This is a genomic window from Amycolatopsis orientalis DSM 43388 (genome assembly GCF_000411975.1).
Taxonomy (GTDB): Bacteria; Actinomycetota; Actinomycetes; order Mycobacteriales; family Pseudonocardiaceae; genus Amycolatopsis; species Amycolatopsis orientalis_D.
The window spans coordinates 166,856-193,848 of sequence record NZ_ASXG01000077.1; the positions used below are offsets into that span (position 1 = coordinate 166,856).

The window sequence follows — 26,993 nt, forward strand, 5'->3', positions numbered from 1 at the left end:
GACATCGACCGGGCGGCATCGGGATCGCATCGGCGCAGGTGGGAAACCTGCACAAAGTGACCCCGTGGTTGCTTATCGTGTGGTCCGATAGAGAGGATGGCCGAGTACGGAGAGTGTCGGAGGGGGTCGTTTCAGTGGTAGACGGGCCGGGATTCCACGTCGACGTCGACAAGGTGGCGGAGGCCGGGAGCGGGATCAGCCGTAGCGTCACAGACCAACAGGGGTTCCAGCTCCGCGGTCTGTGCGGTGAGGCGGAGTTGTATGGCCATCAGGGTGTGCACGACGGGTTGATGGACTTCTGTACGCGGTGGTCCGACGGCCTCGACATCCTCACCGACGACGCCGACAAGATCGGCGCCGCCCTTACCAGGGCCGCGAACGCGTACCGCGGCATCGACGATGCGACAGCCCGGACCCTCCGGACCGATCCCGGTCAGCGGGCGGTCAATGATGGCTGAGCTCGGCGAAACCCAGGACCCGGCCGCCCTGATCCCCGGCAACCCGGAGGCGATCGAACAGAACGCGCGCGTCCTGCAAGCACGCGCGGGAGAGGCCGGTGGTGCGGCCGACGGCCTGAAGGCGATCGACACCGGTGCCTGGCAGGGCCCGGCCGCAACCGCGTTCCACGACAAATTCTCGTACGAACCCGGAAAGTGGTACGCGGCGGCCGACTCCCTGCAAGCCGCGAGCGGGGCGCTGAACGACTACGCCGGCACACTGCGATGGGCGCAAGCTCAGGCGGCCGAGGCCGTCTCCCTGTGGAACCAAGGCCAAGCCGCGACACAGCAGGCCAAGGCATCCTACGACCAGGCGGCCGCACAGGCACAGGCGAACAACCAGCCTCCGCCTGTCTTCACCGATACAGGTGAGAGGCAGCGGCAAGCCGCTCGGGACGCGCTCAACCGCGCCCGCGCCCAGCTCGCGGACAGCGGCAACATCACCGCGCAGACCCTGCGTGACCGTGCAGGTCAGGCGCCGCAGAAATCAAGCTGGCTCGACGACGTAGGGGATACGCTCGCGCAGGCCGGCGCGGATGTGGTCAACGCGATGGCGTCGGCCGGGAACGCCATGCTCAACCACCCCCTCGATACCCTCGCAGCTGCGGGCGGCATCGGCCTGACCGTGATCAGCGGCGCCGGGGAAGGCTTGGGCGGTGCCCTGGACGCGACGGGCGTCGGCGCGGTCGCCGGCGTACCGCTCAACATCGCCTCCGCGGCGGGCATCGCGGCCGGGGTCTCGATGACGGGGGCTGCTGTCACAGATCTGGCAGGTCACGCCGCCGGCGACGACCGGGTTGAACCGCTCAAAGTCAACAGCAGCAGCGAGAGCGCGGGAAGTTCTGCTGCGGACTCGTCGCCGCCGGCGGGCGCCCAGGACGGCTGGGCCTCCCGGCCGTCCAACAATGGCAAGGGAACCGTCTGGCAGAAACCTGGTTCCTCCGGCGACGCGAATTCCGTCCGAGTCATGGAACCCGGCGCGGATCCGCGATACCCGAACGGCTACGTCAAGTTCACCAACGAACACAACCAGCCCGTTAAACTTGACGGCAAGCCGGGATCCCGGGCGGAAACCCATATCCCACGCAATGCAGACGGATCGTACCCGACGCCGGAAGGATGGTAGCCGTGAATCTCGGCCTTGAGGGAAAGAAGCTGCTCACCGTAACGGTCGAATACAGTGCCGTTCTGCGTTTCTCCGACGACTACACGGCGCGCATCGAATCGCCGTTCAGCTTCAACGTGCCGGGGAAGCAGTATAGTTTTTCCCCGGAGAGCGATCCGCAAGAATCATTCCAGCCGATGGATGTCTTGGTGTCTCAAGTCGTGGTGAAATCCGATGCCGACGATTCTGGCACACTGCGAATCGCATTCGGCAACGGAGCCGCGATCCAGGCGGAGAAAGACGACGAATACGAAGCCTGGACAGTATCCGGGCCCGACGGATTCCTGGTCGTCTCCATGCCTGGCGGAGAACTCGCAACCTGGGACGCCAAGCCCGACGCCCCTTGACGAGGTTCGCCCGCCGCCCCGCGCGATGGTGAGAAGGTGGTTGGCTACGTTCCGGGTGGCGGGACATCGAGATAGCCGGGCGTATTGCGATCGAGCCGGTCGTGCTCGGCCCTGGCGAGCCTTCGTTGGACGACAGCGTCGAGCTTGGCAGATGGACGGATGAGCTCGGCGTCCCCCGGCGCACCGTCACGGCGTCAGCGCTGAACAACGCCGAGGCCTTCCAAATGCTGCGGCCCGGTTTCGACCTCGCAGCCGAGCGGCAGCGGCGTGAGGTATGCCGGTGCCGGCGAGGCGATCGAGGGAAGCGTAGGTGCCCGGCTGGCGTTGGTTGCCCTCCGTGCGAGCGGGGCGTGGGTGGGTGTTGCCGACAACCAGACAGAGAAGGCCGCCCGGTTGCTGCGCGCACTGGAGCTTCCAGCCGATCCCGTTGCGGCCTCCGGCGAACGGGGCGTCGCCAAATCTGAACCAGCGTTTCGGGCGGGTGATGGTTTTGGCACCGGGCGAGCGCGACGAGATCATTTACGTTGGTGATCACCGGGACAACGACATCATGCCCGCACGGGCCGCTGGGCTGCGGCCCGTGTTGCTGCGCCGCGGACCGTGGGGCTGCCTGCGGGCATCCGATCCGGTCGTCAGGCGTGACGCGGAGTGAGTGACAGCGCGGAGGTGCTACCTGGTCTCGTCGGCGCACCATCGGGCTAGCAAAACGGATCTTCAGGGCCCTACGTGGCGACACAGTGGCGAAGGTCGGCCGGTTCGTCCTCCAAGTAGGCCCCTCTCGTGTCGGACAACTGGTCGACGATCTCGGAGACGTTCGGGTGCTCGGGGGTGATCCGGTTTGCGGTCATCAGCGCCTCGATGGTCCGGTTGCGCTTACCCGTCGGAAGAACTGCTTATTGCTCGGAAGGCGCTGGTCGATGCAGTGAGACCGCTGTTGCTAATTGGCTGGTCTGACGTGGGGCCCCGGGGCGGGTGCAAGCTCTCGCCGATGTCCATGGAACGGTCGGCCATAGGCCGGACGCTCCGACGGCTGACGTGTCTGAGCGGCCGTCGCGGCTCAATAGTAAAAACGTCGTCGGACTTGACCCCGGTTTGGTGGAGCGGGCGAAACTGATCGACGCGCAGCATCGTGAGCGGCATCATCGCCCGGGCGCGGCCGAGGTATTGCGCAAGTCGTTAGGGGTCGGTGCAGAACGGTCCCGGGTGTTGACGCGAGTGGTCCGCGTGGATTGGCGTGAAGCCACGGGCCTGGCGCGTGACGGGATCGCCTGAACGGTCTGGTATTGGTCGCGTTGGTGCGGCTGGTGCCGAATTGGCCGTCGGTTGTGGTTGGTCATGTCCCGTGCACGGTCCTGCGTTTGCACGTGTCACTGGTGCGACGCCGGTGGATCTGCCGGCGTCGCCCGGGACGGCCGCACTGGCGTGGCGATCCGCCGGATGGTGGTGGAGGTGCCGGGGACGACCCGTGGTGGGGTTGCCGGCGAATCCGCGGCGAGCTTGTCGAGTTGGTGCGCGCGCGATCGGGGCGTCAACGGTGCGGGAGGTCTTCGCAGATGCTGGACTGGACCCGGTGCCGTGTCGGTCGGGGCCGACGTGGAAGCAGTTCCTCACAACCGGCCGAGGGCGTCTTGGCGGTGGACTTCTTCCATGTGCACACGGTGTTGCTGGGGCGGCTGCATGTTGTTTGCGGTAGACAGCGAGCCGTGCATCGGCGTGAGCATCGGCATGATCGTGCTTGACACGCTCTCTGGCGAGACCTTCGGCAACGTCGGGCCGAGCCTTCCGCTACGTGCAAGCCGATCTGGCCTGCAGCGGCTGGCGTAGGGCCCGTGGGCAGGCAGTTCGTGTCTCATCACCCGATCGGTCGTCGTTCGGGCGGATCACCTGCGATTACGGTAAGTGCCCGGGAGGTGGGGAATGACCTCGTGGTTCGGCGGCGGAAACTCGAGCGGAGAACGCGGGTGACGGCCGGTTTCTCCAGGGGATCGTCGTTGTCCGGGAGCGCCGCTCGCCGACGGCGCACGCTCGCGCACCTGTCACCGATTTTCGAGGTGCACCTCAACCGGGCCAGGAACCCGTCGGACGTCGACTGGGCCGCCTACGACTTCGTTGCGCTGATCCAGCTGAGCGTGGACACGATCGCGCTTTCTTCGGGCCTGGACGGCACTCTGGGTGCTCCGCGCGAAACGGTCCTGGACGAGATGACGCGGGGCGCGGCCATGATGGCCCCGCACCGGCCCGTCGCCGAGCACGAGCGGGTCGCCCGGTTCGTGCTGGATCACCTGCTGCGGCACGACGAGCCGTCGCCGTACTTCACCGTCGAGCACGCCGACGCCGATGCCGGCTGGGAGCGCGTAACCCACCAGGTTCGCGTCCTGTACGAGACCCTGGCGGGCGACGGGTCGTCGCTGCAGGTCAACGCCGACCACACCGCGGTGGCTTTGTTGCTGCTCGCGACCAACCGCTCCCTCGAAGATGAACACGAAGCGGTCATCGCCGTCATGCAGGCGCAGGCCGACAGCGGACGGCTCGGTGCGGCGATTGAATCGGCCGAAGACGCCCTGACGTTGTCTCGGACCTATTCGGCGAACGTCCGCCGCATGATCATCGAAGCCGAGCGCGATATCAGCCGGGTGGACTACGTGACCACGCTGCGGCCGGAACTGACCGCCGCGTCGCGGCATCTGGAACGGCGGATCCAGGTCGACGGGACCTTTCTGCGCCACTTGGAGAGCTTGCGTTCCGATGCATCCGAAGAACAGGATCCCGAAGCCGTCCAGCAGCTCACGGTGGCGATCTCCCGGCTCGGCGAGGCCGTCGAGACGCTCGCCGAGCTCCACACCGACGTCATCGGCGCGACACCGCGCTGGCGCGACGCTCAGGCGGCGCAGGCGTTCACGGCCGTTCCAGCGACCGAGGTCGACCCCACTGCGGACGTCCTGTCCGCGCTTCTGGCCGGGCAGCCGCTGCCAGCCGGCGCCGACGCCTCGCCTCCGGCACCGGCACGGCTGCTCAACTTCTCGGCGTTGGCGGATCGGCTCGTCGCGCCGCCGCGTCAGGTTCTCGACGTCCCCGGACGGGAAGTGGCGACCGGCGCGTTGGAGGACAACGACGGCGTCTACCAGCAGTTCCCCGAGCAGTTCCACAACGTCGCCGAAGCCCTGCGCGGCCGGCGAGTTGCACCCGGGATGAAGGCGCGGCTGTCCGATCTGCTGGCCGACGCCGACGCGCTCTTCTCCCAGCCCGACCTCCGCACCGTCGTCGAGCTGGCCGCCCTTGCCGGCGGACGGCACACCGCACGGCTGCGCCTCCGGCTGCTGCTCGCCTTGGACGCCCTGATGCTGTGGCGCCCGGACGGCGTTCCTGACCGGAGCGACGACTGGTGGGCCGTTGACGACGCCTGCCGCGAATCCACGCCCGATCTCGATTTCCCGGATCTGCTGCTGCACCGGAGGGTGCCGGATGACCGACCGTGACCTTGCCAGGGACGTCGGCCTGCTGCTGCGGTTCGCGCTCGATCACACGGTGACACCAGCTCGCCACGATACCTACAACCGGCTCTTCGACCGCTACACCACGGATCCCGAGCTGCGGACGGCGTTCGAAGAGACCGCGGCCGGCCTCGGGGTACGCACACTGGCCGCGGATCGGACGACCGGCCTGGTGCTCTCCGCGGAGGTCGACTCACCGCTTGCCGTCGCTGATACGGCCCCATGGCTGCGGATCAGCAGCGCCGGGGACCGGATGGTCTACGGGGTGGCGCTCGGAGGGGCCGCCGCCTGGTGCTACCCGACCGCGCGGTCGGTGCGAGAGCCGGGCACTCGGCGGGTCTCCGCGATCGACGTTGACCGGCTGATCCGGGAACACGCCGCCGCGGTCGAAGCAGGGGAAGCCGAGTTGCCCGCCGGTCTGGGGCCGGCGTGGGAGCAGTACAGCGTCCACCGCAAGCAAATCGCCGTCACGAAGAACACCGGCCAGCTCAAGCGTGGTTGCACGGTGAAGATGTGCGAAGAAGTGCTCGGCATGCTGGCCGCCTTCGGCCTCCTGGTGGCGGATCGGACGGTGCCGCCGCCGCGCCCGGACCTGCGGGTGTGGCGGTCGACCGACCGGTTCCGCGCCCACGTCGCCGCCGGTGGTGGTCCGCTGGCGTGGCAGACCATCGTCAACTCAGGGATTTCCGCGCTCGACGAGGAGGACGCGTGAGACATCTCGGCTGGCGGCTGGAACGCACCTTCCTGGCGGGAGCCGGCCTGGCCGAGTCCCGGCTGGAAGGTTTGGATCTCAGGTGGTCGGAGCCCCTCGACCGCACGGCGCATGCGGCTCTGTGGGCGGACAACGGCACCGGCAAGACGATGGTCACGGCGTTGCGCTACGCCCTCTACCTGCCGTCCGCCCGGGATTTCATCCGCGGCGAATCGGACCGGTCGCTGGCCCATCTGGTCCGGTCCCGCGATGTCTGCCACGTCGTCGAGCAGGCCAGTCGGGTCATCGACGGGGAGCTGCAGCGTGTCGTGGTCGGCATGGTCGCCGACTGGGCGGGCGGCGGCACCCAGGACCTCGAGAACCCGTCACGGCTCCACCGCGTCTTCTACGGCTGGTTTTCGGGTGAGCACGGGCCGACCATCGACGACCTTCCGTTCCGGACCGATGCCGGGAGGTGGGCCACCCGCAACCAGTTCACGGACGGCGTGCGTGCCGTGCTGCCGTCCGGCGGTGCGATACCACCGCATCTGCCGTCCGACCACCAGGGAAACTGGCGCAGGTGGCTCGACGCCGTCGGCGTCGATCTCGACCAGGTTCGCTTCCAGGCCGTCATGAACGCCGCCGAGGGCGGCGTCGATCGGGTCATGCGGTTCACCGACTCCGACCAGTTCGTCCAGTGGCTCGTCGGCGCCACCATGCCGACTTCGACCGTGGAGCAGATCACGAACAGCGTCGACGTCCTCCGGGCCAACGCCGCCGCCCGGCCGCGCTGGGAGGAGGAGCTGAACCTCTGGCAGAAAGTCATCGAGCCGCTCTTCGGCCTCGCCGTCGCACACGACGAGGCCGGCAAGCAGCGCCGCGCGGCCACAGCGGCCAGGACACGTGCTGTCTCGGCCGTTGCCGACGCGGAAGCAACGACTGCGGCGTTGCGCCTTAAGGAAGAAACGGCGAAGCAGCTGTACGACCACCACGACGGCTCTCGCCGGGAGGCCGGTTCGGCGGCGCGGCGAGCGCAGGCCCACCGCCTTCGGATGGAACTGCGTGCCGCCGAGCTGCGAGTGCGGGAAGCCGAGGGCATCGCCGACCGGCGGCGCGACGAACGAGAGGACGCCGAGCGGGAACTCGCCGCCTGGCGGATCGTCGGAGACGTCCTCCTGGCCGGAGAGCTCACCGGCCGTCTCGCCGGTCTCGAAGAGCGCCGGCGGGTCGTCGAAATGAAGACGGAACAATTGCAGCGCGAGGAAAGCGCGCTCAGGCACAGTATCGCTCGCTTGTTGACCGCACGCCGAGACGAAGCGGAGAGCGCCCGCCGAGCAGCCGAGACGAGGCTGAAGAAGGCACGCGACGACCTGGATGACGCAACTCGCGAAGAGAGGCAGGCGCTCGGCGAGCGAGGCGCCGTCACCCAGCAGGCGGAGCAGCACGAAAAGAACCGGGCCGCGGCGGAGGGCACGCTGGCCGGGGCCGTCGAGGCGAGTTTGCTGCCGGAAGGCGAGGAACCGGCACAGCAGGACCTCGAGCTCGCCGAAGCGATCACCGCCGCGCAGGGCCGGCGAAACGCTGCCAGAGTCGAGCTGGAGCGGATCGAAACGGCTCTCGGTTGGGCACAGGACCGGCTTGTGACGGCCGAGCGGCGGAGCCGCGAAGCGCGTGACGACGTCGAGCGGTTCCGCGGACAGCTGAACACGGTCGATCGGCGAGTGGCTGCAGTCGAAGAGGACGAACTCGTGGTGGACGCCTTCGGCGGTACGGTCGCCGATCTCTGGGACAGTCGTGCCCTGCTCACGGACGTGCTGACCGGGCGCGCCACCCGGGCGGACGGTGACGCGGAAGAAGCGCGCCGGGCGGCCGAGGCGGCGCAGCGCACGATCGACTCGATCGGCACCGACGGGCTCCTGCCGCCGGCCGAGATCGTCGAGGACGCGGTGCGGCGGTGCGAGCAGGAAGAACTCACGGTGTGGTCCGGGTGGCGGTGGATCGCGGACACGATGACCGCCGAGCCCGCGGAGTCGTTCGCCCGGTCGCGGCCGGATATCGCTTCCGGACTCGTCGTCGCGGAGCCTCACCTCGTGCCCGCGGTGGCGGCCGTGCTCGACGGTCTCGACCTCGATGTCGCCCTCTGGGTCGGCGCGGTCACTGATCCCGAGGCCGCAGCGGCGGGTGGCGGCGGCAGCGGGACCGAAGCGCGGATTCTGCTGCCACCCGTGGGGGTCTTCGACCGGGACGCCGCGGCGGGCCTCGTCGCCGCGGCCACCGACGACCGCGCACGAGCGGAAGACGATCGCGCCAAGGCCACCGCACGGGCCCAGCTCCTTCGTGGCGTCCTCGCGACCTGCGAGCAGCTGTGGCAGGAGTTTCCGGCGGATCCTCGTCCCGCGCTCAACCGCAGTATCGAGGCCGCCGAGCAACGAGTGGAGGAGGCGAGTCGGTACGAACAGACCGCGCGAGAGGAAATCGCTGCGCTGAAAGAAGAGCGGGTCGTGCAGCGGGGCGTCGTGGAGGAGGCCCAGCTGACGATCGACACGGCAGCAGAGCACCGCCGGTTACTCGTTCCCGCGATCGCCGCGGCCGAGACGATCGCCGCGGCGCGTCGCGCGTTGCCTGGACTCCGCGATGCGATCGCCTCGCTCGGCGCGCGCATCGAGGAGCTGTCGGACATCAAGGCCGATCTGGCGGAACGCATCGACGAGGCCAAGGGACTGCAAGACGAACGCGCGAACGCTCGCGATGACGCGGCTAACGCCTTGCGCCAAGCGGGGTTGGCACCGACGACGGAGGGGCCGATTCCCGACGAAGGGGAGACGGTTCTCCAGGCACGCCTGGCCGGTGTGCAGGAGACACTGGCGAGCGCCACGATCGATCCCGCGCTGTCCGACGAGATCGAGCGGCTCCGCGGCGAACTCGCCGATGCCGAGGCGAGGATCGGCACGGACCGCGAGCGGCGCGAGCTCGCCAAGCAGTACGCAGCGAGCAGAGGTGCCCGCCATCCGGTCGCTTTGGCTGAGTCGATCAGGATCGCCGAGGGGCGAAGTTCCGATGTAGGGGTCGAGTTCGCGAAGGCGGAGGCGACGGCGGAGGCCGCCCGGCGCGTCCACCAGCAGCGGGTCGACGACCGCGAGGACCGCACCTCTCCGGACGCTGACGGGTTCCCGAGCGCGGTGCGGGTCACTTCGCCGCTGGAAGCCGATCAGTACGCACGTCAGCTCAACGATGTGGCCGTGGAATTTCTCGAGAAACGCAACGTCGAGGACCGCCTGATGAAGGAGGCGGAAGCGGCCGGTGCCAAGGCTGCGGAAGCGCATCGGCTGATCGAGGCTTCGGTGCGGCCGCTGCTCCACCTCGCGGCCGAGCTTCCGGCCGGACGCGTTTTCGACGACGTGGGCAAGCTGACCGAGGTCCTCGCCAACAGCACTGAAGAGCTGCGGGCCGCGACCGAAAACGTCTCGCGAGCCCAAGCCGCGCTGAACGAACTGACGGCCGGCGTGCAGTCACACGCCAACGGCAAGGACGCCAGAGTTGTCGAAGACCAGGCCGATCCCCACCTGGCCGACTTAATCACGCGGCTCAGGACGGACCAGAGCCTCGCCCTCGACGCCGAACGCATCGCGGCGCAGCTGGAGCAGCGGGTGGCCACCCTGCGGGACGACCTCGGGCAACACGACGAACGCGTGCGGACGTGTGCCCGGATGCTGCACATCCAGGCGTCCACGGCGATCGAGAAGCTGCGCCACTACCAGAACCAGTCACGTCTGCCAGAAGGGCTGGGGGAGTGGTCGGGACAGCGCTTCGCCGTCATCGATCACGAACCCGTGCCGGACGACGAATCCGTTTCGGTCGACCGTGTGGCGCGCCTGGTCCACGCTCTCCTCGCGCCCGATGCGGGCAGCTCGGATGCCCAGGCGATGCTGTTCGCCGCTGCCCGCGCTCTCGTCGACGCACCGTTCCGCGTCCGGCTCCTGAAGCCCCACACCGATCTCGCCCTCGACCGGGTCGACGTCGCCGAGCTAAAGAATTTCTCCGGCGGACAGCGGGTGACGGCGGGAGTGCTGCTGTACGCCACCATGGCCCGGGTGAAGGCGGCCGGCAACGACACCTCGATCGGCTGGCTCTGGCTGGACAACCCATTCGGCCAGGCGTCCGCCGACCAGTTCGTCCGGACCATGCGGCTCGCAGCCGACAAGCTCGGGCTGCAGCTTGTCTTCACCGCCGCCCCCAAGGACAAGGGGGCACTGTCGATGTTCGACCGGATCATCACCCTGGCTCGTCGTTCACGCCCGTCGTCCGGAGAGAAGGTCGTGCTCGTCGACGACGGCAACCGCGAGCTGGCGGATCTCGAGCTGATCCAGCACGACGTCCTGCAGGTCCTCGGCGAATGACCATGGTCGACCTCGACGCACTGGTCCTCGCGCTCGATCCGGAAGGCCGGGGCGGCCGCCGTGACATCGACGCGTTCGCCACCGAGCTGAGGAAGCTCGCTCCCGGAGCCGGGCCCGGCGACGTCCCCGAGCTCGTCCGAGCCACCCTCGAGCGCGGGCGAGAGGCTGGTCTCTGGTCCGTCGCCAAGGCCAGAGTCCAGCGCGGACGCAGCGTGCTGCCCAAGTCTGTCCAGCTCATCAGGACGGTTCAGGCCAGTGACCAACGGCGTCCGGTCGGCGTACCCCTGCGTCCCGAACTCGCGGACTGGGCGACGTCGCTCGACCTGCTCAGCGGTCAGCGAACCGTGCTGCTGGCCGTCAACGACTGGTTGCGCCGTACGAACGGCGGACAGGTGGCGGTCATCCCAGCCGCCGAGCGCGCGTATGAACTCCTCGGCAACGAAAAGGCGTTCGACTCGACGCCTCCGGTGGGCGGGGAGACGCTGTGGCGGCCTGACCGGCTCAATTTCGGCCTGCTGCGATGCGTACGCGTTCCGACGCCGCTGACGTGGGAGCCGGCCGTACCGGTCGTCGGCCCGCCCGGTGCACTGGTCTGCGTGGAGAACCACGCCACCTTCCGCAGCCTGCTCCGGGTGCTCCGGGGACGGACAACGCCGAAGTGGGTGGCAGTAGCCTGGATCCAGGGACGGAACACGGCACCGCTGGCGTCGGTTCTCGATCTGCCGTTCCGGGTGACGCGGTTCGACTACCTTGGTGACCTCGACGCCCCGGGCCTCGAGATCGCTGCGACCGCATGCGCGATCGTCAGCCGGTCCGGGATCCTGGCGGGACCGGCGGAGTCGCTGTGGCGGCTGCTGGCGGACCGGCCGTCGCGACCCGGCCCCGGAGTCGAGCCTGGGCGAGCCCGTGATCTGGCCAAGTGGCTACCGGAAAGCGTGAGGGACCGCAGTATCGCGCTCCTGACCGGCGGTCGGGCCATACCGCAGGAAGCCCTTCGCTACGACCTGCTGGACCAGGCTCTGTGAAGCCGTTGTGGACCCGGCAGGTCGTCTCGGCCGGCTTGCGTGGTTGTTTCGCCGTTCTCTTCGCCGGCCGGCCTGGGCTTGTGTCGAGACCTCACCGTCGGCATCCGGCTGGCCGGGTAACTCAACGGTGCCGCCGAGGTGCTCGAGGCCACGTGCACCGTCGACAGTGGCACCAGGCCCCACGATGCCCAAGTTCTCCTCGACGGCGCCCGAAGCCGGCCGGGCGATCTTGGGGACGTTGCACCGGCTGTGTCGTGCTGCCGCACGTTCCGCGGGTGCTCAGGCAGTCACTGTTGTGGAGACTCCGCTGTCTGAGTCGATCTGCCCGGTCGCGCGCCATTCGCGCAGGATTCGCCAGCCGTAGTTGTGCGTGCGGGCGACTCGGTCGAGGTCTGCACCGGATGGCGTGTGTCTTTGCCGGTACTCGACTGCGTAATGCGCCCACCTCTGCTACTCAGCGGTTTCCACCACAGGCTCATCCTCATCTGTGGATAACATCTAGCTTGGGGGTATCTCGGGACTGCCCCGGTTCGGTTGACTCCTGACCTGTGAGGATGCGCTCCTCGCTGGAAGAATGTCCACCATGCCGAAAGCATTCCCGCCGGAGTTCCGTCGCGACGTGGTCGCGGTCGCCCGCAAGGGCGAAGCACCGATCTCGCAGATCGCGAAAGACTTCGGGATCTCCGAGTCCTGCCTGCACCGCTGGCTCAAGATTGCCGACATCGACGACGGGAACCGGTCTGGCACGACGACCACGGAGTCGGCGGAGCTGCGTGAGCTGCGCAAACGCGCCAAGCTACTGGAGCAGGAGAACGAGATCCTGCGCCGAGCCGCAGCGTACTTCGCCAAGGAGATCTCCCCAAAATGACATACCCGCTGGTCGAGGACCTGGCCGCCGACGGATTCCCCGTCGCGGTGACCTGCCGGGTCCTGGGGTTCTCCACACAGGCCTACTACGCCTGGAGGGCGGCCCCGGTCACCCGCCGCGACCTGGACGACGCCTATCTGATCAACGCGGCGCTCGACATCCATCGTGACGACCCCGCGTTCGGGCACCGGTTCATCGCTGACGAACGGCCCGCTCGGGGCATCACCGCCGGGGTGAACCGGGTCGCGCGGCTGTGCGCTCAGCAGAAGATCTGGTCGGTGTTCGCGAAGAAGAAGGGACTGACGAGACGGGCCGGGCCACCAGTGCACGACGACCTGGTATGCAAGATATTCACCGCTGACGTTCCGGACCGGCTGTGGCTGACCGACATCACCGAACATCCCACCGCCGAGGGCAAGCTGTATCTCTGCGCGATCAAGGACGTCTACTCCGGCCGCATCGTCGGGTACTCGATCGACTCGCGGATGACGGCATTATTGGCGGTGTCGGCGTTGCGTAACGCGGTCCGGCTGCGGGAGCCGGCCGGCACGATCGTGCACTCGGACAGGGGCAGCCAATTCCGGTCACGGAAGTTCGTGAACACGTTGCACCGCAACGGCTTACGCGGATCGATGGGACGGGTCCGGGCCTGTGGCGACAACGCCGCGATGGAGTCCTTCTTCGCGCTGCTGCAGAAGAACGTCCTGGACCGGCAACGCTGGCAGACCCGCGAGGAACTGCGTCTGGCGATCGTGACCTGGATCGAACGCACCTACCACCGCTGGCGTCGGCAGGCCCGCCTCGGCAAACTCACGCCGATCGAGTTTGAGACAATTAACAGGCACGCAACCGCAGCCTGATCCACCCCACCTGCGAGTCAACCGAACTCGGGGCAGTCCCGAAGCGGGACTGTAAAACGAGCGGTGTAACTCCCGATCATGGAAGTGCACCTGATGACCGACATGATGTCTGGCGTGGAGAACGCTGAGGACTTGAGCCCCGTATCCGGGCTGGATGGCCTGGACGAGCAGCTCGTCGCGCAGCTGGTGGATCGCGCGAAGACTGGTGGGCTGGCGCTGACCGGTGAGAACGGGGTGCTGGCGCAGCTGACCAAACGGCTGCTGGAGTCGGCGCTCGAAGGCGAGATCACCGACCATCTCGGCTATGACAAGCACGACCCGGCTGGCCGCGGGACCGGTAACTCGCGCAACGGCACCCGCGCCAAGACCGTGCTCACCGACGTCGGCCCGGTGCAGATCGACGTGCCCCGCGACCGGGATGCGAGCTTCGAGCCGAAGATCGTGGCCAAACGGCAGAAGCGCCTGGGCGGCGTGGACGAGATGGTGATCTCGCTGGCCGCGAAGGGCCTGACGACCGGGGAGATCTCGGCGCATCTGGCCGAGGTCTACGGGGCCGAGGTGTCCCGGCAGACGATCTCCACGATCACCGACAAGGTCGTCGAGGGCATGGTCGAGTGGCAGAACCGGCCCTTGGACCCGGTCTATCCGGTGATCTTCATCGACGCGATCCACGTGAAGATCCGCGACGGCAAGGGTCGCCAACCGGCCGATCTATGTCGCCTTGGCGGTGACCTGCGAGGGCCGCCGCGACATCCTCGGCTTGTGGGCGGGCGAGGGCGGCGAGGGCGCGAAGTACTGGCTGCACGTGCTCACCGAACTCAAGAACCGCGGCGTCGCTGACGTGCTCATGGTCGTCTGCGACGGGCTTGCCGGGTTGCCCGAGTCGATCACTGCGGTTTGGCCCGCCACGATCACCCAGACTTGCGTGGTTCACTTGCTGCGCAACAGCTTCCGCTACGCAGGCCGTCAGCACTGGGACGCGATCGCCAGGGCGCTCAAGCCGGTTTACACCGCGCCGGCCGAGGCCGCCGCCCGCGAACGGTTCGCCGAGTTCGCCGAGACGTGGGGCGGTCGGTATCCGGCCATCGTCCGGTTGTGGGACAACGCGTGGGCGGAGTTCGTGCCGTTCCTGGCGTTCGATGCCGAGATCCGGCGGGTGATCTGCTCGACCAACGCGATCGAGAGCGTCAACGCCCGCATCCGGCGCGCGGTGAAAGCCCGCGGTCACTTCCCGAACGAGCAGGCCGCGCTCAAGTGCGTCTACATGGCGATCATGAGCCTGGACCCCACGGGCGCCGGCCGGAAACGCTGGACGATGCGGTGGAAACCCGCGCTGAACGCGTTCGAGATCGCCTTCGACGGCCGCCTGGCCGCCGGACGCAAGTAGTTCCCCTTCAACCCGAGTTACACCGCTCGTTTGACAGACCCCGTAGGCGGAATCGGCGCAGGCGTGGCCGCGATCGGCGCCGGCGTGGTAGCCATCAATGAGGCCAATAAAGAATTCAAGTCCAGAGATTAGACTGTCGACAAGGAGAGCAATGAAGAAGAAAAGCATCGTTGTACTGGTCGGCAGTATCGGTGCAATTCTTGCGATCTTCGCTGCCGTCTTCGTCTTCTTGCAGGATAATCCTGACGCCGGTGAAAAAGTGAATACGATAGGAATCGTCCTCTTTTCCGCCGGGATTTTGACAGCTTTAATCGCGGCGGTGATATCAGCGAGAAGGAATAAAAGATAGCATTTATTGAAGCTGTGTCGATGAATCAGGGAGGCTTGCATTGTTCGCCTTGCGGGCCTCCCTGATTGGCTTTGCGTCCGCCCGAGCGCGCCGCGACCGGCGCACCGGTCGCGGCGCGCCTCGTGGACAGCGGAGTGCCGGTCTGTTTTTCGCGCTCTCCCTCGCGATCCCGGTGGTATTGATCGCCTGGGTCCGCCTTGGGTCCTATCCGCTCTGGCTGGTAGTGCGCCGGCCGAGGCAGGTCCTGACATCTCGCTGGCTTGTTCGCCAGCGGAGGTGTCTGCCGATGATCGGACGGGTCGTCCGCGGTTGCCTCTGGGTGTCGCGGCGGAGGCGACGCCGTGTGTCCATTTCGGCCGGTGTCGCGGAGTTCATCCTGTGGGTGCCGGAAACGCTGTCATAGGTTCTGACCGGGTGGTTCGTGGTGTGTGGGCGGGTGGTTGATGGGGTGACTGCCCGGTGGTCGATGATCACGAGTTGTGGGCATGAGGTTTCTGTGTCTGCTGGTGGCGCGGGTGTTCGGGTGGCTGGTGCTGTGTGTGCGGCCCGCGGCCGCGAAGGACGTGGAGATCCTCGTGCTGCGTCATCAGTTGGCTGTGCTGCGGCGCCAGGTGACGCGGCCGCATCTGACGTGGGCTGATCGCGCTGTGTTATCGGGCGTTGGTGCGGCTGGTGCCGAGCTGGTGTCGGTTGACGTTGATCGTGTCGCCACGGACGATCTTGCGATGGCACGCCGCGTTGGTGCGGCGTCGGTGGATCTGTCGACGCCGACCAGGGCGCCCGGCGGTCGCGGCAGGGATCCGCCGGTTGGTGCTGGAGATGGCCCGGGACAACCCACGGTGGGGCTACCGGCGAATCCACGGTGAACTCGTCGGGCTGGGGCACACGGTCGCGGCATCGACGGTATGGACGATCCTCAAGGGTGCAGGCTTGGACCCGGCAGCGCGCCGATCGGGACCGACATGGAAGCGGTTCCTCACTGCCCAGGCTAAGGGCATCCTGGCGGTCGACTTCTTCCACGTCGACACGGTGTTGCTGCGCCGGTTGTACGTGTTGTTCTTTGTTGAACACGACCGTCGTCGTGTTCATGGTGCAGGGGTGACCGCTCATCCGACTGCGGCGTGGGTGGTTCAGCAGGTCCGGAATGTGCTGATGGAGCTTGATGGTCGCGTGGAAGGCCTACGGTTTCTGTTCCGTGACCGCGACGCGAAGTTCACCACTGCGTTCGATGAGGTATTCGCGTCGGTTGGCATCGACGTCCTGCGCAGTCTTGTTCGGGTGCCGCGGGCGAACGCGATCGCTGAACGCTGGGTGGGCAGCGTTCGCCGTGAGTGTCTGGATCGGATGCTCATCGTCAACCGGCCTCATCTCGAACAGGTCCTGGCCGAGTGCGTCGATCACTTCAACCACCATCGACCTCATCGCTCCTTGGGCCAACGTGGGTGGTGCGGTCCGGCGGAGCCGGAAGTTCTGACGGTGGCCGCATCGCCGTCCGCCGGGAACTGACCGGCGTGAGCCGCACGGCGACGGCGCGGTCCGCGGCACTGCCGGTGTCCGGGCTGCGCTGCGGGCTCACGGTCCTGTGCCTGACCGAGATCACCAGCTGCGCGGGGACATGGGTCGGGATGGCTGGCGAATGTGGCTGTCGAACCCTGTCCTGGGTGCGCGTTTGATGGTGACGGAACTGATTCGGCTGGCCAGGGTTTCGGGGATTTCCCAGTCGCCTGGGACGCCGGTGAAGCTGGCTTCGTGGGCGTGTGCGGCGTGGAGGATGGCGTCGGTGTCGTCGGTGGTGATTCGGGAGAGGCGGACGCGTGCTTTGCCGGGTCCGTCGAGGGCGATGACGCCGTCGCGGGGGCAGCCGCCGAGGCATTGGACGTGGCGGATGTCGATTTTGTCGCTGGTCGGGTTGTCGGCGAGGGCGGTGGCGAGGGCGTTGCCGAATTCGCCGCTGCGCTGGGGGTCGTAGCGGGGGCAGGTGGTGCAGACGAGCAGTGTCACGGGTGCCTCGGGCGGGTGGAGGGGTGCCGGGGCGGGCGCGCCGCGGGTGGGGGTGGCCGCCCGCCCCGGAGCGGGCGTCATGGCCGGTCGGCGGTTTCCTTGTGGAACTTGCCGTCCTTCATGATGGCGTGGAGTTTGGTTTTGTCCTGCAGGACGGTGATGTCGGCGAGCGGGTCGCCGTCGACGAGCAGCAGGTCGGCCAGGTAGCCGGGCTGGACCTTGCCGAGTTCGCCGGGGCGGAGCATGATCTCGCCGCCTTGGGCGGTGGCGGCGAGGATGGCTTCCATCGGGGTGAACTCGAAGCGTTCGACGAAGTGCTGCAGGTCGCGGGCGTAGGTGCCGTGCGGGGTCCAGGCGAAGCCGTAGTCGCCGCCGGGCAGCACGCGGATGCCGCGTTTGTGCATTTCGATCATGGCGGCGGTGGCTGTCTCCAGTTCCCGTTTGTAGCCGGCGGCTTCGGCGGCTTCTTGGGGGTAGCCGAAGTCGGCTGCTTCGTACAGGGTCGCGACGAGCCAGTTCACGCCGGGCGCGACGAAGATCCAGTCCTTGGCGGCTTCGAGCAGGTCCATGCCTTCTTCGTCGGTGAAGCTGGCGTGGTAGACGATGTCGACGCCGTGGCGCACGCACATTTTCACGCTTTCCGCGCTGCGCGCGTGCGCGCAGACCCGCTTGCCGCGGCGGTGTGCCTCGGTGACCGCCGCCGCGACTTCCTCGTCGGACATGTAGGTGTCCTCGGCGCGCTGGGTGCCGGTGATTTCTTCGCCGGTCATGGAGAGCTTGATCTGGTCGACCCCGATCTCGATGAGACGGCGCACGGCCTTGCGCATTTCCTCCGGGCCGTCGGCGAACCAGGTGATGCCCTTGACGAGTTCGCCGCCGGTGACGGCGATTTCCGGGCCGTTGGCCAGGTATCGCGGGCCGGGGAAGCGGCCGGCGTTGATGACGTCGCGGCAGACGACGTCGAGCCGGTCCTTGGCCGAGGCCGCGCCGAGGCACATGGTGTAGCCGGAATCGAGGTAGGACCGGGCGGATTCGATCGCGAACAGCAGGTGCTCCTCCACCGGCAGCGCGGCGAGCCCGTCGAGATCGCCGCTGTTGTTCCAGGTGAAGTGGGTGTGCGCGTCGCACAGCCCGGACATCAGGGTGCGGCCGCGGCCTTCGATCGCGCGGGCGCCGGCGGCCGCGGCCGGGTCGACGGTGCCGACCGCGGCGATCCGGTCGTGGTCGACGAGCACGTCGCCGCGGTAGGGCTCGGCCCCGGTGGAGTCCAGAATGGACACGTCGCGGAACAGGGTTTTGTTCGCCGGAACGGACATGACGGTCTCCTCGTCGTTGAGGCGGATGGGTGGCTACAGGAATTTCGCCAGCTGTGCGGTGGTGTCGGCGGCGGCTTCCAGCGCGGTCCAGTGGCCGACGCCGGGCAGGATCGTCACGGTGGCGTCGCCGTGCGCCGCGGCGAGGGCTTCGCTGACCGCGGGCGGGCCGACCTTGTCCTCGGCGCCGGTGACCAGCAGCAGCGGCAGTTGCGCGGGGATCGGGCCCGGGTCGGTCGCGGCGGCGAGCGCTTCGCAGTTGCGGGCGTAGCCTTCGGCGTCCTGGCGCATCACCAGTTCTCGCACGAACGCGGCGACTTCGGGCTTGTCCCGCCGCGTTGTTTCGGAAAGGGCGTTGGCCACCACGCCGGGCGCGACGGCTGCGGCGCCTTGGTCGCGCAGGATCGCAGCCCGGTCGCGCTGGGCCCGCCGTCCCGCGTCGGCCGGTTCGGCGACCGCGCCCAGCAGCGCCAGCGCGCTCACCCGCTGCGGATGCCGGGCCGCGAAGGCGCGGGCGACGAGCGTCCCCATCGAATGCGCGACCACTGCCGCCACGTCGATCTCGAAGGCGTCGAGCACTGCCGCGAGGTCGTCGGCGTGGGACTCGATGCTGATTCCGTCGCGCAGCCCCGATCGCCCGGCTCCGGCGGAATCGACCCGGATCACCCGGAACCGTTCGGCCAGCGCTTGCGCCTGCACCTGATAGAAGTTCGAGGTGCCGCCCAAACCGTGCACCATCAGCACGGCCGGTCCCGCGCCCTCGGCTTCGACCGCCAGTTCGGCGCCGTTGATCTTCATGTCCGCGTTCCTTTCGTGCTCAGGCGATCCGGTTGCGCAGCGCGCCCAGGCCGGAGATCGAAACCTCGACGACATCCCCGCGGCGCAGGAACTTCGGCGGCTCGAACCCGATCCCGACGCCGGCCGGGGTGCCGGTGGCGATGATGTCGCCAGGCAGCAGCGTGATCCCCGCCGAGAGCGTCGCGATCAGCTCCGGGATGTCGAAGATCAGATCCTTGACCAGCGCCAGCTGCCGGCTCTCGCCGTTGACCGCGGTCTCCAGCTCCAGCGCGGTCACGTCCGGGATCTCGTCCGCGGTGACCGCGTACGGGCCCATCGGGCAATGCGTGTCCAGAGATTTGCCCAGCAGCCACTGCTTGTGGTCCCGCTGCAGGTCGCGCGCGGTCACGTCGTTGACGATGGTGTAGCCCCACACGTGCTCGTACGCGTCCGCACGGGAGATCCCGCGTCCGCCGCGCCCGATGATCACGCCGAGCTCGCCCTCGTAGTCCAGCTCCGCGGTCACCCCGGGGTGGGCGGACACGTCGTCGTACGGCCCGGTCACCGACGTCGTGGCCTTGGAGAACAGGATCGGCTTGTCCGGCAGCGCCTCCGACCTGCCCGGCGTGTCGTAGCCGCTGCGGCCGAACTCCGCGACGTGCTCGCGGTAGTTCTTGCCCACGCAGAACACATTGCGCCGCGGCACCGGAATCGGCGCCCGCAACCGCACCGAGTCCAGCGGCACCGCCTCCGGCGCGCCCGGCCGCTCGAGCACCGGGCCCAGCTCGTCCCAGCGGGTCACCAGCTCCAGCACGCCCGTGCCGGCCGGAAGGAGCCCGCTGACGTCCCGCACCACTCCGGCATCGGCGTCGACCACGCCGACCCGCTCGTCCGCGCCCGCGGAGAAGGTCACCAGCTTCATCGCAAGACCAATCTTGACCAATAGACACCAAATCTGACCAGGATGACCGTACGCGCGGCCCTGCCCGATGTCGATACCTGGCCATAAACTGGTTTCGATCGGTTCAATTGGTTCACATTGGTCAGATCTGGTGGGCTATGATGGCGACCATGACGACCGCCGTCGAACACTCCCTGCGCGCACTCGTCGTCGACGGCGCCCGCGACGGCAGCCTCGGCCCGGGTGCGAAACTCCCCACCGAACGCGCCCTCGTCGAACAACTCGCGGCTCCTCGCAGCGCGGTGCGCCGCGCCCTGGAAGCCCTGGAGCGCGACGGCCTGGTCGTCCGGCAGGTCGGCCGCGGCACTTTCCTCACCGAAGCAGCTATCGGCCATGCCGGCGGCGCGCCCGCCGACACCAGCCCCACCGAGATCATGCAAGTCCGGCAACTGCTGGAACCCCAGGTGGCGACCCTCGCCGCGCGCGTGGCCACCCAAGCCGACCTCGACCGCATCACCCACGCCCTCGCCGTCGGCGGCGAGGCAGCCGACTTCGAAAGCTTCGAGCGCGCCGACGCCACGCTTCACCGCGCCATCGCGACCGCAGCCCACAACGGCCTGCTGATGAACATGTTCGACGTCATGAACACCGCCCGCGCCCTGCCCGTCTGGGGCAACCTCAAACGCCGCACCTCGACCCCGGAACTGCGCGCCTGTTACCACCACGAACACACCGACATCGTCACCGCGCTCCGCGACCGCGACCCCGACGGCGCCGGCACCGCGATGCGCGGCCACCTCCAGCACGTCGCCGACAGCCTCCTCGGCCGCACCTGAGCCCGCACGTCGGCCGACAACGGCACCGGAACGGAGATCTACCGAAGCGGCCACGTTCTTGGATTGGTCCGGGGCCTGGGCGGTACCCCCCGTGGCCGGTGCGAATGCGGCGAGGCAGCCAACCTCACCCGCAGCGACTACGCGGCCCTGCCGCTCTATCTGGCCGGAACCCCCGAGCGCCCCGTCGACGACGAATTCCATCGCCTCACCACACATTGACGATGCACCTGCTTCGCGGCATCTTCACCGGCCGCAGGGGTCACGCCCACGGCCTCATCAGTGCCAGCGCCGACTGTCTCCCCGTCAGCTCGCGATCAACATCGACGCCACGAAGGCGACAGAGCGCACAGGCGCACGGGGGCCGATGACCTGAGATTTGACTTGTGAGTCGAACTTATGTTCGACTCGCAAAGGGTCGTCGAGAGTCGTGGACGACTCCTATCCGTGGATGCAAGCAGGTGACCTGAGGTGGACGAGTGGCCGTCAAGCGTGCGGAGAGTCAGTCCGCCGATTCCAGTCTGGGTGAGCGTGCGCAATCTGGCCGTGCAGGACGCGGACCGGGCACGCCTCGGGTCACAGTGGAAGGACCACGACTTGGCCTTCACCGAGTGGGACGGCAGCCCTTTGCACCCGGCTTATGTCACGGACGTGTTCTATGACCTGTCCCGCCAAGCCGGGCTGTCGCCGATCCGGTTGCACGATCTCCGCCATGGCGCGGCGACTCTGGCGCTGGCGGCGGGGGTGGAGATGAAGGTGGTGCAACGGATGTTGCGGCTCTCCTCGATCACCATCGCCTCCGACACCTACACGTCGGTTCTGCCTCAGGTGGCGTTCGCGGCGGCGGAGGCGACGGCGGCGATCATCCCGCGGCAGTCGGCGCGAAGTCTCGGGCTCGCCTCGGGCTCGCCAATGACCACAATGGACAGTCCGGAAACGGAAGAAACCCCTCCAGAAAACCAAAATCCCCAGGTCAATGAATCTCAAGACCTGGGGAGTGAGGGTGCGCCATCAGGGACTCGAACCCCGAACCCGCTGGTTAAGAGCCAGCTGCTCTGCCAATTGAGCTAATGGCGCTTGGTGCTTCCCGTCGCTGTGGTTTCCCTCGGCGACGTGGAAAAGATTAGCAGGGCGTTCAGGCCCCGTTTCAGGGGGGTCCCCTTTCCGGTTCGGCGGGACAAGAGCCCAGGTCAGCGGTGGTGACCCACGGTGAACCCGGCCAGCGTCGTGCGGCGCGGCGGCGGCTGGGACGGCAGCGGGGCCGCGGTGACCTGCGCGACACCGGCCACCGTACCCCGGAAATGACAAAACCCCGGCTTCTCCGAAAAAGGATCTCGGGGAAACCGGGGTGCTGGGTGGCTAACGGGGCTCGAACCCGCGACCTCCTGGACCACAACCAGGTGCTCTACCAGCTGAGCTATAGCCACCATCTGGCAAAAGATCTTGCGATCACCTTGCTGGAAGCAATCCTAGCGGGTGCCCGCGAGCGATTTTCAGGGGGTCACCCTCGGTGGCGTTCCAGCACTTCGGCGGCGGCGGCCTTGGCCTCGTCGCTCGTCGGGCCGGGCTGGGGGACGAAGGCGATCGCGCGGTAGTACTCGAGTTCGCCGATCGACTCCTTGATGTCCGCGAGCGCGCGGTGGGCCAGGCCTTTCTCCGGCTTGGCGTAGTAGATCCGCGGGTACCAGCGGCGCACGAGCTCCTTGACCGACGACACGTCGACCATCCGGTAGTGCAGGTGGTTGTCGAGTTCCGGCATGTCGCGGGCGATGAAGCCGCGGTCGGTGGCGATCGAGTTGCCGGCGAGCGGCGCGCTGGCCGGGTCCGGCACCCATTCGCGGATGTACTCCAGCACGCGCTGCTCGGCTTCGGCGAGCGTGATCGTCGAAGCGCGGACTTCCTCGGTGAGGCCGGACTTGGCGTGCATGTCGTGGACGACCTGCGGCATGCCGTCGAGCTTGGCGTCGTCGGCGTGGATGACGATGTCGACGCCCTCGCCGAGCACGTTCAGGTCGGCGTCGGTCACCAGCGCGGCTATTTCGATCAACGCGTCCTTGCCGAGGTCGAGCCCCGTCATCTCGCAGTCGATCCAGACAAGATGGTCGTTCACCCGCACCACCCTAACCCGACACGGGGATATCAGCGGCGTCACCTGCGCTTCCGGCGCGTTACGCTCGGTCAGCCAGTGCAGCGAGGTGTGATTTCGGACTCGGAACGGGGTGCGGCCAGTGGCCGAGCAAGCGTCGGGACCAGCGGCGAAGATCGCGCAGGGATACGTGAGCGACGGGGCGGCCGTCGAGCTGGGCGCGGTGGTGATCGACGGGAAGACCGAAGCGTCGGCCGCGGTCCGGCTGCCGCTGGCCACCTTGAACCGGCACGGCCTGGTCGCGGGCGCGACCGGCACCGGCAAGACCAAAACGCTCCAGCTGATCTCCGAGCAGCTGTCCGCGGCGGGGGTTCCGGTGGTGCTGGCCGACGTCAAAGGCGACCTGTCCGGGCTGTCCGCGCCCGGCGAGGCCAGCGACCGCACCGCGAAACGGTCCGCGGAACTGGGCGACGACTGGGCTCCGGCGGCGGGTCCGGTGCAGTTCCTGTCGCTCGGCACCAGCGGCACCGGCATCCCGGTGCGCGCGACGATCACCAGCTTCGGGCCGGTGCTGCTGTCGAAGGTGCTGGGGCTCAACGAGACGCAGGAATCGACGCTCGGCCTCATTTTCCACTGGGCCGACCAGCGCGGTCTCGCCTTGCTGGACACCAAGGACCTGCGATCCGTCATCACACACCTGACCAGCGACGAGGGCAAGGAAGACCTCAAGGGCATCGGCGGGGTGTCCGCGGCGACGGCGGGCGTCATCCTGCGCGCGCTGTCCAACCTGGAGGCCCAAGGCGGCGAGGAATTCTTCGGCGAGCCGGAGCTGGACGTCCACGACCTGATGCGCCAGCAGGACGGCAAGGGCGTCATCACCCTGCTGGAGCTGGACAACCTGCAGTCCAAGCCGGAGCTGTTCTCGACGTTCCTGATGTGGCTGCTGGCCGAGCTGTTCGAGGAACTGCCCGAGGAGGGCGACCTGGACCAGCCGAAGCTGGTGTTCTTCTTCGACGAGGCGCACCTGCTGTTCTCCGACGCGTCGAAGGCGTTCCTCGAGCGGATCGAGCAGACGGTGAAGCTCATCCGGTCGAAGGGCGTCGGCGTGTTCTTCTGCACGCAGCTGCCGACCGACATCCCGAACAACGTGCTGTCCCAGCTCGGCGCACGGGTGCAGCACGCGTTGCGCGCGTTCACGCCGGACGACCAGAAAGCGTTGGCGCGCACGGTGAAGACGTATCCGAAGTCGCCGCATTACGACCTCGAGAGCGCGTTGACGTCGCTGGGGATCGGCGAGGCGATCGTTACCGTGCTGTCCGAGCGCGGCGCGCCGACGCCAGTCGCGTGGACGCGGCTGCGTGCGCCGCGGTCGAAGATGGGCTCGATCGGAGCGGACGCGATCCGTGCGGCGGTCGCGTCGTCGGAGCTGAACGCGAAGTACGCGGAGACGATCGACCGCGAGTCGGCGTACGAGAAGCTGACGGCGAAAGCCACGCCGGCCCCGGAGTCCGCGCCGGCTGCCGAACCCCAGGCGCCGGCCGCGGCCAAGCCGGAAAAGGAGGATCCGGGGGTGCTCTCGCAGGTGCTGAGCAACCCGGCGGTGAAGTCGTTCATGCGCTCGGCGGCGAGTTCGCTCGGACGGGAATTCACGCGCGGGTTGTTCGGCAACCGGCGGCGGTGAGATACCTGACAGGAGATGGCAGGTATCGGCGGTTGACTGTGCGGGATCGAGTTTCCGGCAGAGGAGCAGAAGCATGACCAGGACCGCCGTCGCCGCGTTCGAGCTGGACAAATGGGAGCCGCAGGCGCAGGACGAGGCCGGTGGCACGGCGTTCGCGCAGGTGCTGATCGAGAAGACGTTCACCGGGGCGGTCGAGGGGACCAGCCGGGTCGAGATGCTGACCGCGTCGAACGAGACGTCGCGCGCGTACGTCGCCTTCGAGCGTTTCACCGGTTCCGTCGACGGCCGGAAGGGCAGCTTCGTTCTCCGACACACGGCCGGCGACGAAGGCCTGTCGCTGGTCTTGCTTCCCGGCTCGGGCACGGACGAGTTGGCGGGCATCACCGGCTCGGCCGACATCACGGTGGACGATGCGGGCGAGCACACGTTCACCCTGGTCTACGAGTTGCCGGCGGCGTGAAAAAGCCGCTCTCTCCGGCCCCGAATTCCCGGAGAGAGCGGCCAGGTTTCCTCACCGTCCCAAGAGTGAGGAGCGAAGGCGGGCCGCCCCGACCGCGGTCCGCCTTCGGAGTTCCGGTCAGCCGTTCACGATCTGGTCGACGATCTTCTTGGCGTCGTTGATCGGAATGGCGAACCCGATCCCGACGCTGCCCGCCGAGGAGTTCGGGCTGTAGAGCGCGGAGTTGATGCCGATCACCCGGCCTTGGCTGTCGACGAGCGCGCCGCCCGAGTTGCCCTGGTTGATCGACGCGTCGGTCTGGATGGCGGTGTAACTCGGTCCGGACGTGACGTTCGACGTCTGCCTCCCGAACGGCGAGTCCTGCTGCCCGCCGTCGCCGCCACCGACGTCGGAAAGCGGCCGGTTGAGCGCGCTGACGATGCCGGTCGTGACGGTGTTCTGCAGGCCGCCCGGCGACCCGATCGCGATGACCTGCTGCCCGACGACGAGCTTGCTCGAATCCCCGAGCGTCGCGGCGGTGAGCCCGCTGGCTCCCTGCGCCTGCAGGACCGCGATGTCGCCCTTGGTGTCCGAGCCGACGACCGTGGCCTGGTACTTCTTGCCGTCCGACGTAGTGACCGTGACGGACTCCGCGCCCTGCACGACGTGCGCGTTGGTGAGGATCCGCCCGTCGGCAGTCAGGATGACCCCCGATCCGATCGCCGTGCCCTGCCCGGTCGTGACGTTCACCTGAACCACACTGGGCACCACCTTCGCCGCTACGGCGCTGACGTCCCCGGAGGCAGTGGTGTTGCTGACGGTCTGCCCAGTGGCGGCGGACGACGCGGTGCTCGAAGACGCGCTCGGACTGCCGGTCAGCCCGACGATCGCCGCACCCGCACCGCCGCCGAGGAGGGCTGCGGCGAGCGCGGTGGCACCGACGAGGGCGGCCATGCGGCCAGGACGCTTCTTCTGACCAGCCAGGGCCACAGGCGGTTGCGCGGGCTGCGGCATCGGTCCGTAGTGCGGGGTGCCCGGTTGTGGCTGTTCGGTCGCGCGCTCGGCTCCGTGTTGCTGACTCTCGGCCTCGGGTTGGTGCTGCTCGGTTGGGGGTTGGTGATGCGGGGCGTCGAGTTGGTGCGGCGTGCCGGGCTGGTGCTGCAGGGGCGTGGCTTGGTGGTGCAGGGTGTCGGCTTGGCGCGGGGCCCCGGGCTGGTGCTGCAGAGGTGCTGCTTGGTAGTGCGGGGCGGCGGCTTGGCGTGGGGCCCCGGGTTGATGATGCGGGCCGCCGGGTTGGCGCTGTAGGGGCGCGGGTTGGTGGTGCGGGACGCTGGCTTGACGCTGCTGGGCAGCAGGTTCGTGCGTCGTCGCGGGCGGTCGATGTGCTGGATCCGGATTCGGCAAGGGCGCAGTGTTCGGCCCAGGCTGAATGGCAGCACCCTGAGGCACTGCGGACGCGCTCGGTCCGGCTGCCTGTGCACCACCGGCCGGGTGTGCGGAGCTTGGCCCTTGCTGCCCGGCGATTGCGGCTGCCTGCTGCCAGCTGTGCGCTCCGGCTTGCCCGACAGGACCGCGTCCGACCTCACGCGGACCCCCTGGGCCGGAGGCGAACGGACTCGACCCGGCCCGATACTGGCCGTACTGCTCACTGCTCTGGTGCGGCTGGCGCCCACCGGGTGTAGCGGGGCCGGGCCGGCTCTCGTTCTCGGTCATGCACCAAGATTCGCGCCCATGTTTATGAACAGCCTGTGGAAAACCCTCAGGCTTTCCTGAGAAGAATCTGCTGAGAATTCTCAGCGGATTCTTCGGCAGTGCATCCTCGTCCGTGCCGTGCCGTGCCGTGCCGTGCCGTGCCGTGCCGTGCCGTGCCGTGCCGTGCCGTGCC

21 protein-coding genes, 2 tRNA genes and 2 pseudogenes are annotated in these 26,993 nt (G+C 68.1%); 15 read left to right on the forward strand and 10 right to left on the reverse strand.

Annotated features, from left to right (window positions below; translation table 11 throughout):
• The first annotated feature begins 113 nt into the window (after nucleotides 1-113).
• From L942_RS44285 to L942_RS15000, 3 genes are read left to right on the forward strand one after another with little or no spacing between them, the layout of a single operon-like run.
• Complete coding sequence (locus L942_RS44285) at nucleotides 114-458, forward strand: hypothetical protein (protein ID WP_051165973.1); 345 nt, start codon at nucleotides 114-116, stop codon at nucleotides 456-458.
• The gene (locus L942_RS44910) at nucleotides 448-1,623 is read left to right on the forward strand and encodes a putative T7SS-secreted protein (RefSeq protein WP_200862816.1); all 1,176 of its coding nucleotides are present in this window, start codon (nucleotides 448-450) and stop codon (nucleotides 1,621-1,623) included. The genes L942_RS44285 and L942_RS44910 overlap by 11 nt, the downstream gene beginning before the upstream one ends.
• A 2-nt stretch (nucleotides 1,624-1,625) precedes the next feature.
• Nucleotides 1,626-2,009 carry a DUF6188 family protein gene (locus L942_RS15000; RefSeq protein WP_037360311.1) on the forward strand — a complete coding sequence of 128 codons (384 nt, stop codon included), beginning with the start codon at nucleotides 1,626-1,628 and terminating at the stop codon, nucleotides 2,007-2,009.
• A 722-nt stretch (nucleotides 2,010-2,731) separates the two neighbouring features.
• Here L942_RS15000 and L942_RS45860 read toward each other — a convergent pair.
• Nucleotides 2,732-2,857, reverse strand: a complete 126-nt coding sequence (locus tag L942_RS45860; protein ID WP_268745722.1) for a hypothetical protein — start codon at nucleotides 2,855-2,857, stop codon at nucleotides 2,732-2,734.
• 1,143 nt (nucleotides 2,858-4,000) lie between these two features.
• Here L942_RS45860 and L942_RS15005 point away from each other — a divergent pair.
• Together L942_RS15005 and L942_RS15010 are read left to right on the forward strand one after the other, a co-directional pair.
• Nucleotides 4,001-5,485, forward strand: coding sequence for a hypothetical protein (locus tag L942_RS15005; RefSeq protein WP_158684465.1), 1,485 nt, complete (start codon nucleotides 4,001-4,003; stop codon nucleotides 5,483-5,485).
• Nucleotides 5,472-6,212, forward strand: coding sequence for a hypothetical protein (locus tag L942_RS15010; protein WP_037360316.1), 741 nt, complete (start codon nucleotides 5,472-5,474; stop codon nucleotides 6,210-6,212). The genes L942_RS15005 and L942_RS15010 overlap by 14 nt, the downstream gene beginning before the upstream one ends.
• Before the next feature lie 365 nt (nucleotides 6,213-6,577).
• Here the strand turns inward: L942_RS15010 and L942_RS44290 are convergent, their stop codons facing one another.
• Nucleotides 6,578-7,471, reverse strand: a complete 894-nt coding sequence (locus tag L942_RS44290) for a hypothetical protein (protein WP_158684466.1) — start codon at nucleotides 7,469-7,471, stop codon at nucleotides 6,578-6,580.
• Here L942_RS44290 and L942_RS15015 point away from each other — a divergent pair.
• From L942_RS15015 to L942_RS42930, 6 genes and pseudogenes are all read left to right on the forward strand, one after another.
• Nucleotides 7,442-10,588: a hypothetical protein gene (locus L942_RS15015; RefSeq protein WP_158684467.1), complete on the forward strand. Its 3,147-nt coding sequence runs from the start codon at nucleotides 7,442-7,444 to the stop codon at nucleotides 10,586-10,588. The genes L942_RS44290 and L942_RS15015 overlap by 30 nt on opposite strands.
• 2 nt (nucleotides 10,589-10,590) lie before the next feature.
• Nucleotides 10,591-11,613, forward strand: coding sequence for a hypothetical protein (locus L942_RS15020; RefSeq protein WP_037360322.1), 1,023 nt, complete (start codon nucleotides 10,591-10,593; stop codon nucleotides 11,611-11,613).
• A gap of 583 nt (nucleotides 11,614-12,196) precedes the next feature.
• A protein-coding gene (locus tag L942_RS15030; RefSeq protein WP_106964905.1) for an IS3 family transposase occupies nucleotides 12,197-13,341 on the forward strand; the annotation gives its coding sequence in 2 pieces (ribosomal slippage) (nucleotides 12,197-12,470 and nucleotides 12,470-13,341; 1,146 coding nt in all).
• Nucleotides 13,342-13,446: 105 nt separating this feature from the next.
• Nucleotides 13,447-14,728 (forward strand): annotated as a pseudogene (locus L942_RS15035) (IS256 family transposase).
• A 151-nt stretch (nucleotides 14,729-14,879) separates the two neighbouring features.
• Nucleotides 14,880-15,077, forward strand: a complete 198-nt coding sequence (locus L942_RS44295) for a hypothetical protein (RefSeq protein ID WP_158684468.1) — start codon at nucleotides 14,880-14,882, stop codon at nucleotides 15,075-15,077.
• A gap of 810 nt (nucleotides 15,078-15,887) precedes the next feature.
• Nucleotides 15,888-16,583 carry an integrase core domain-containing protein gene (locus L942_RS42930; RefSeq protein WP_235079139.1) on the forward strand — a complete coding sequence of 232 codons (696 nt, stop codon included), beginning with the start codon at nucleotides 15,888-15,890 and terminating at the stop codon, nucleotides 16,581-16,583.
• 90 nt (nucleotides 16,584-16,673) lie between these two features.
• Here L942_RS42930 and L942_RS42015 read toward each other — a convergent pair whose 3' ends face one another.
• The 4 genes from L942_RS42015 to L942_RS15055 form a co-directional block, all read right to left on the reverse strand.
• Entirely contained in the window at nucleotides 16,674-17,078 is a 405-nt protein-coding gene (locus L942_RS42015) for a DUF1636 family protein (protein WP_051165975.1), read from the reverse strand.
• Between the two features lie 77 nt (nucleotides 17,079-17,155).
• Nucleotides 17,156-18,394, reverse strand: a complete 1,239-nt coding sequence (locus tag L942_RS15045) for a metal-dependent hydrolase family protein (RefSeq protein WP_051165976.1) — start codon at nucleotides 18,392-18,394, stop codon at nucleotides 17,156-17,158.
• Nucleotides 18,395-18,427: 33 nt separating this feature from the next.
• Nucleotides 18,428-19,189, reverse strand: coding sequence for an alpha/beta fold hydrolase (locus L942_RS15050; protein WP_037360332.1), 762 nt, complete (start codon nucleotides 19,187-19,189; stop codon nucleotides 18,428-18,430).
• A 19-nt stretch (nucleotides 19,190-19,208) separates the two neighbouring features.
• Nucleotides 19,209-20,090, reverse strand: a complete 882-nt coding sequence (locus tag L942_RS15055; protein ID WP_037360334.1) for a fumarylacetoacetate hydrolase family protein — start codon at nucleotides 20,088-20,090, stop codon at nucleotides 19,209-19,211.
• Between the two features lie 149 nt (nucleotides 20,091-20,239).
• On the opposite strand from L942_RS15055, the gene L942_RS15060 reads away from it, so the two are divergent.
• The gene (locus L942_RS15060) at nucleotides 20,240-20,905 is read left to right on the forward strand and encodes a FadR/GntR family transcriptional regulator (RefSeq protein WP_037360438.1); all 666 of its coding nucleotides are present in this window, start codon (nucleotides 20,240-20,242) and stop codon (nucleotides 20,903-20,905) included.
• 543 nt (nucleotides 20,906-21,448) lie between these two features.
• Nucleotides 21,449-21,712 (forward strand): annotated as a pseudogene (locus L942_RS46175) (tyrosine-type recombinase/integrase); the annotation flags it as partial.
• Between the two features lie 194 nt (nucleotides 21,713-21,906).
• Here L942_RS46175 and L942_RS15065 read toward each other — a convergent pair.
• The 3 genes from L942_RS15065 to orn form a co-directional block, all read right to left on the reverse strand.
• Nucleotides 21,907-21,979, reverse strand: a tRNA-Lys gene (locus L942_RS15065).
• A gap of 277 nt (nucleotides 21,980-22,256) precedes the next feature.
• Nucleotides 22,257-22,329: transfer RNA gene (locus tag L942_RS15070), tRNA-His, on the reverse strand.
• 74 nt (nucleotides 22,330-22,403) lie between these two features.
• Nucleotides 22,404-23,012: an oligoribonuclease gene (gene orn / locus L942_RS15075; RefSeq protein WP_037360441.1), complete on the reverse strand. Its 609-nt coding sequence runs from the start codon at nucleotides 23,010-23,012 to the stop codon at nucleotides 22,404-22,406.
• Between the two features lie 118 nt (nucleotides 23,013-23,130).
• Here orn and L942_RS15080 point away from each other — a divergent pair, with 118 nt between their 5' ends.
• Together L942_RS15080 and L942_RS15085 are read left to right on the forward strand one after the other, a co-directional pair.
• Nucleotides 23,131-24,669, forward strand: coding sequence for a helicase HerA-like domain-containing protein (locus tag L942_RS15080; RefSeq protein WP_037360336.1), 1,539 nt, complete (start codon nucleotides 23,131-23,133; stop codon nucleotides 24,667-24,669).
• A 73-nt stretch (nucleotides 24,670-24,742) separates the two neighbouring features.
• Nucleotides 24,743-25,129: a DUF3224 domain-containing protein gene (locus L942_RS15085; protein WP_037360339.1), complete on the forward strand. Its 387-nt coding sequence runs from the start codon at nucleotides 24,743-24,745 to the stop codon at nucleotides 25,127-25,129.
• Nucleotides 25,130-25,246: 117 nt separating this feature from the next.
• Here the strand turns inward: L942_RS15085 and L942_RS15090 are convergent, their stop codons facing one another.
• On the reverse strand, nucleotides 25,247-26,272 hold the full coding sequence (locus L942_RS15090) for a serine protease (protein ID WP_051165985.1): 1,026 nt from the start codon (nucleotides 26,270-26,272) through the stop codon (nucleotides 25,247-25,249).
• Nucleotides 26,273-26,993 lie beyond the last annotated feature (721 nt).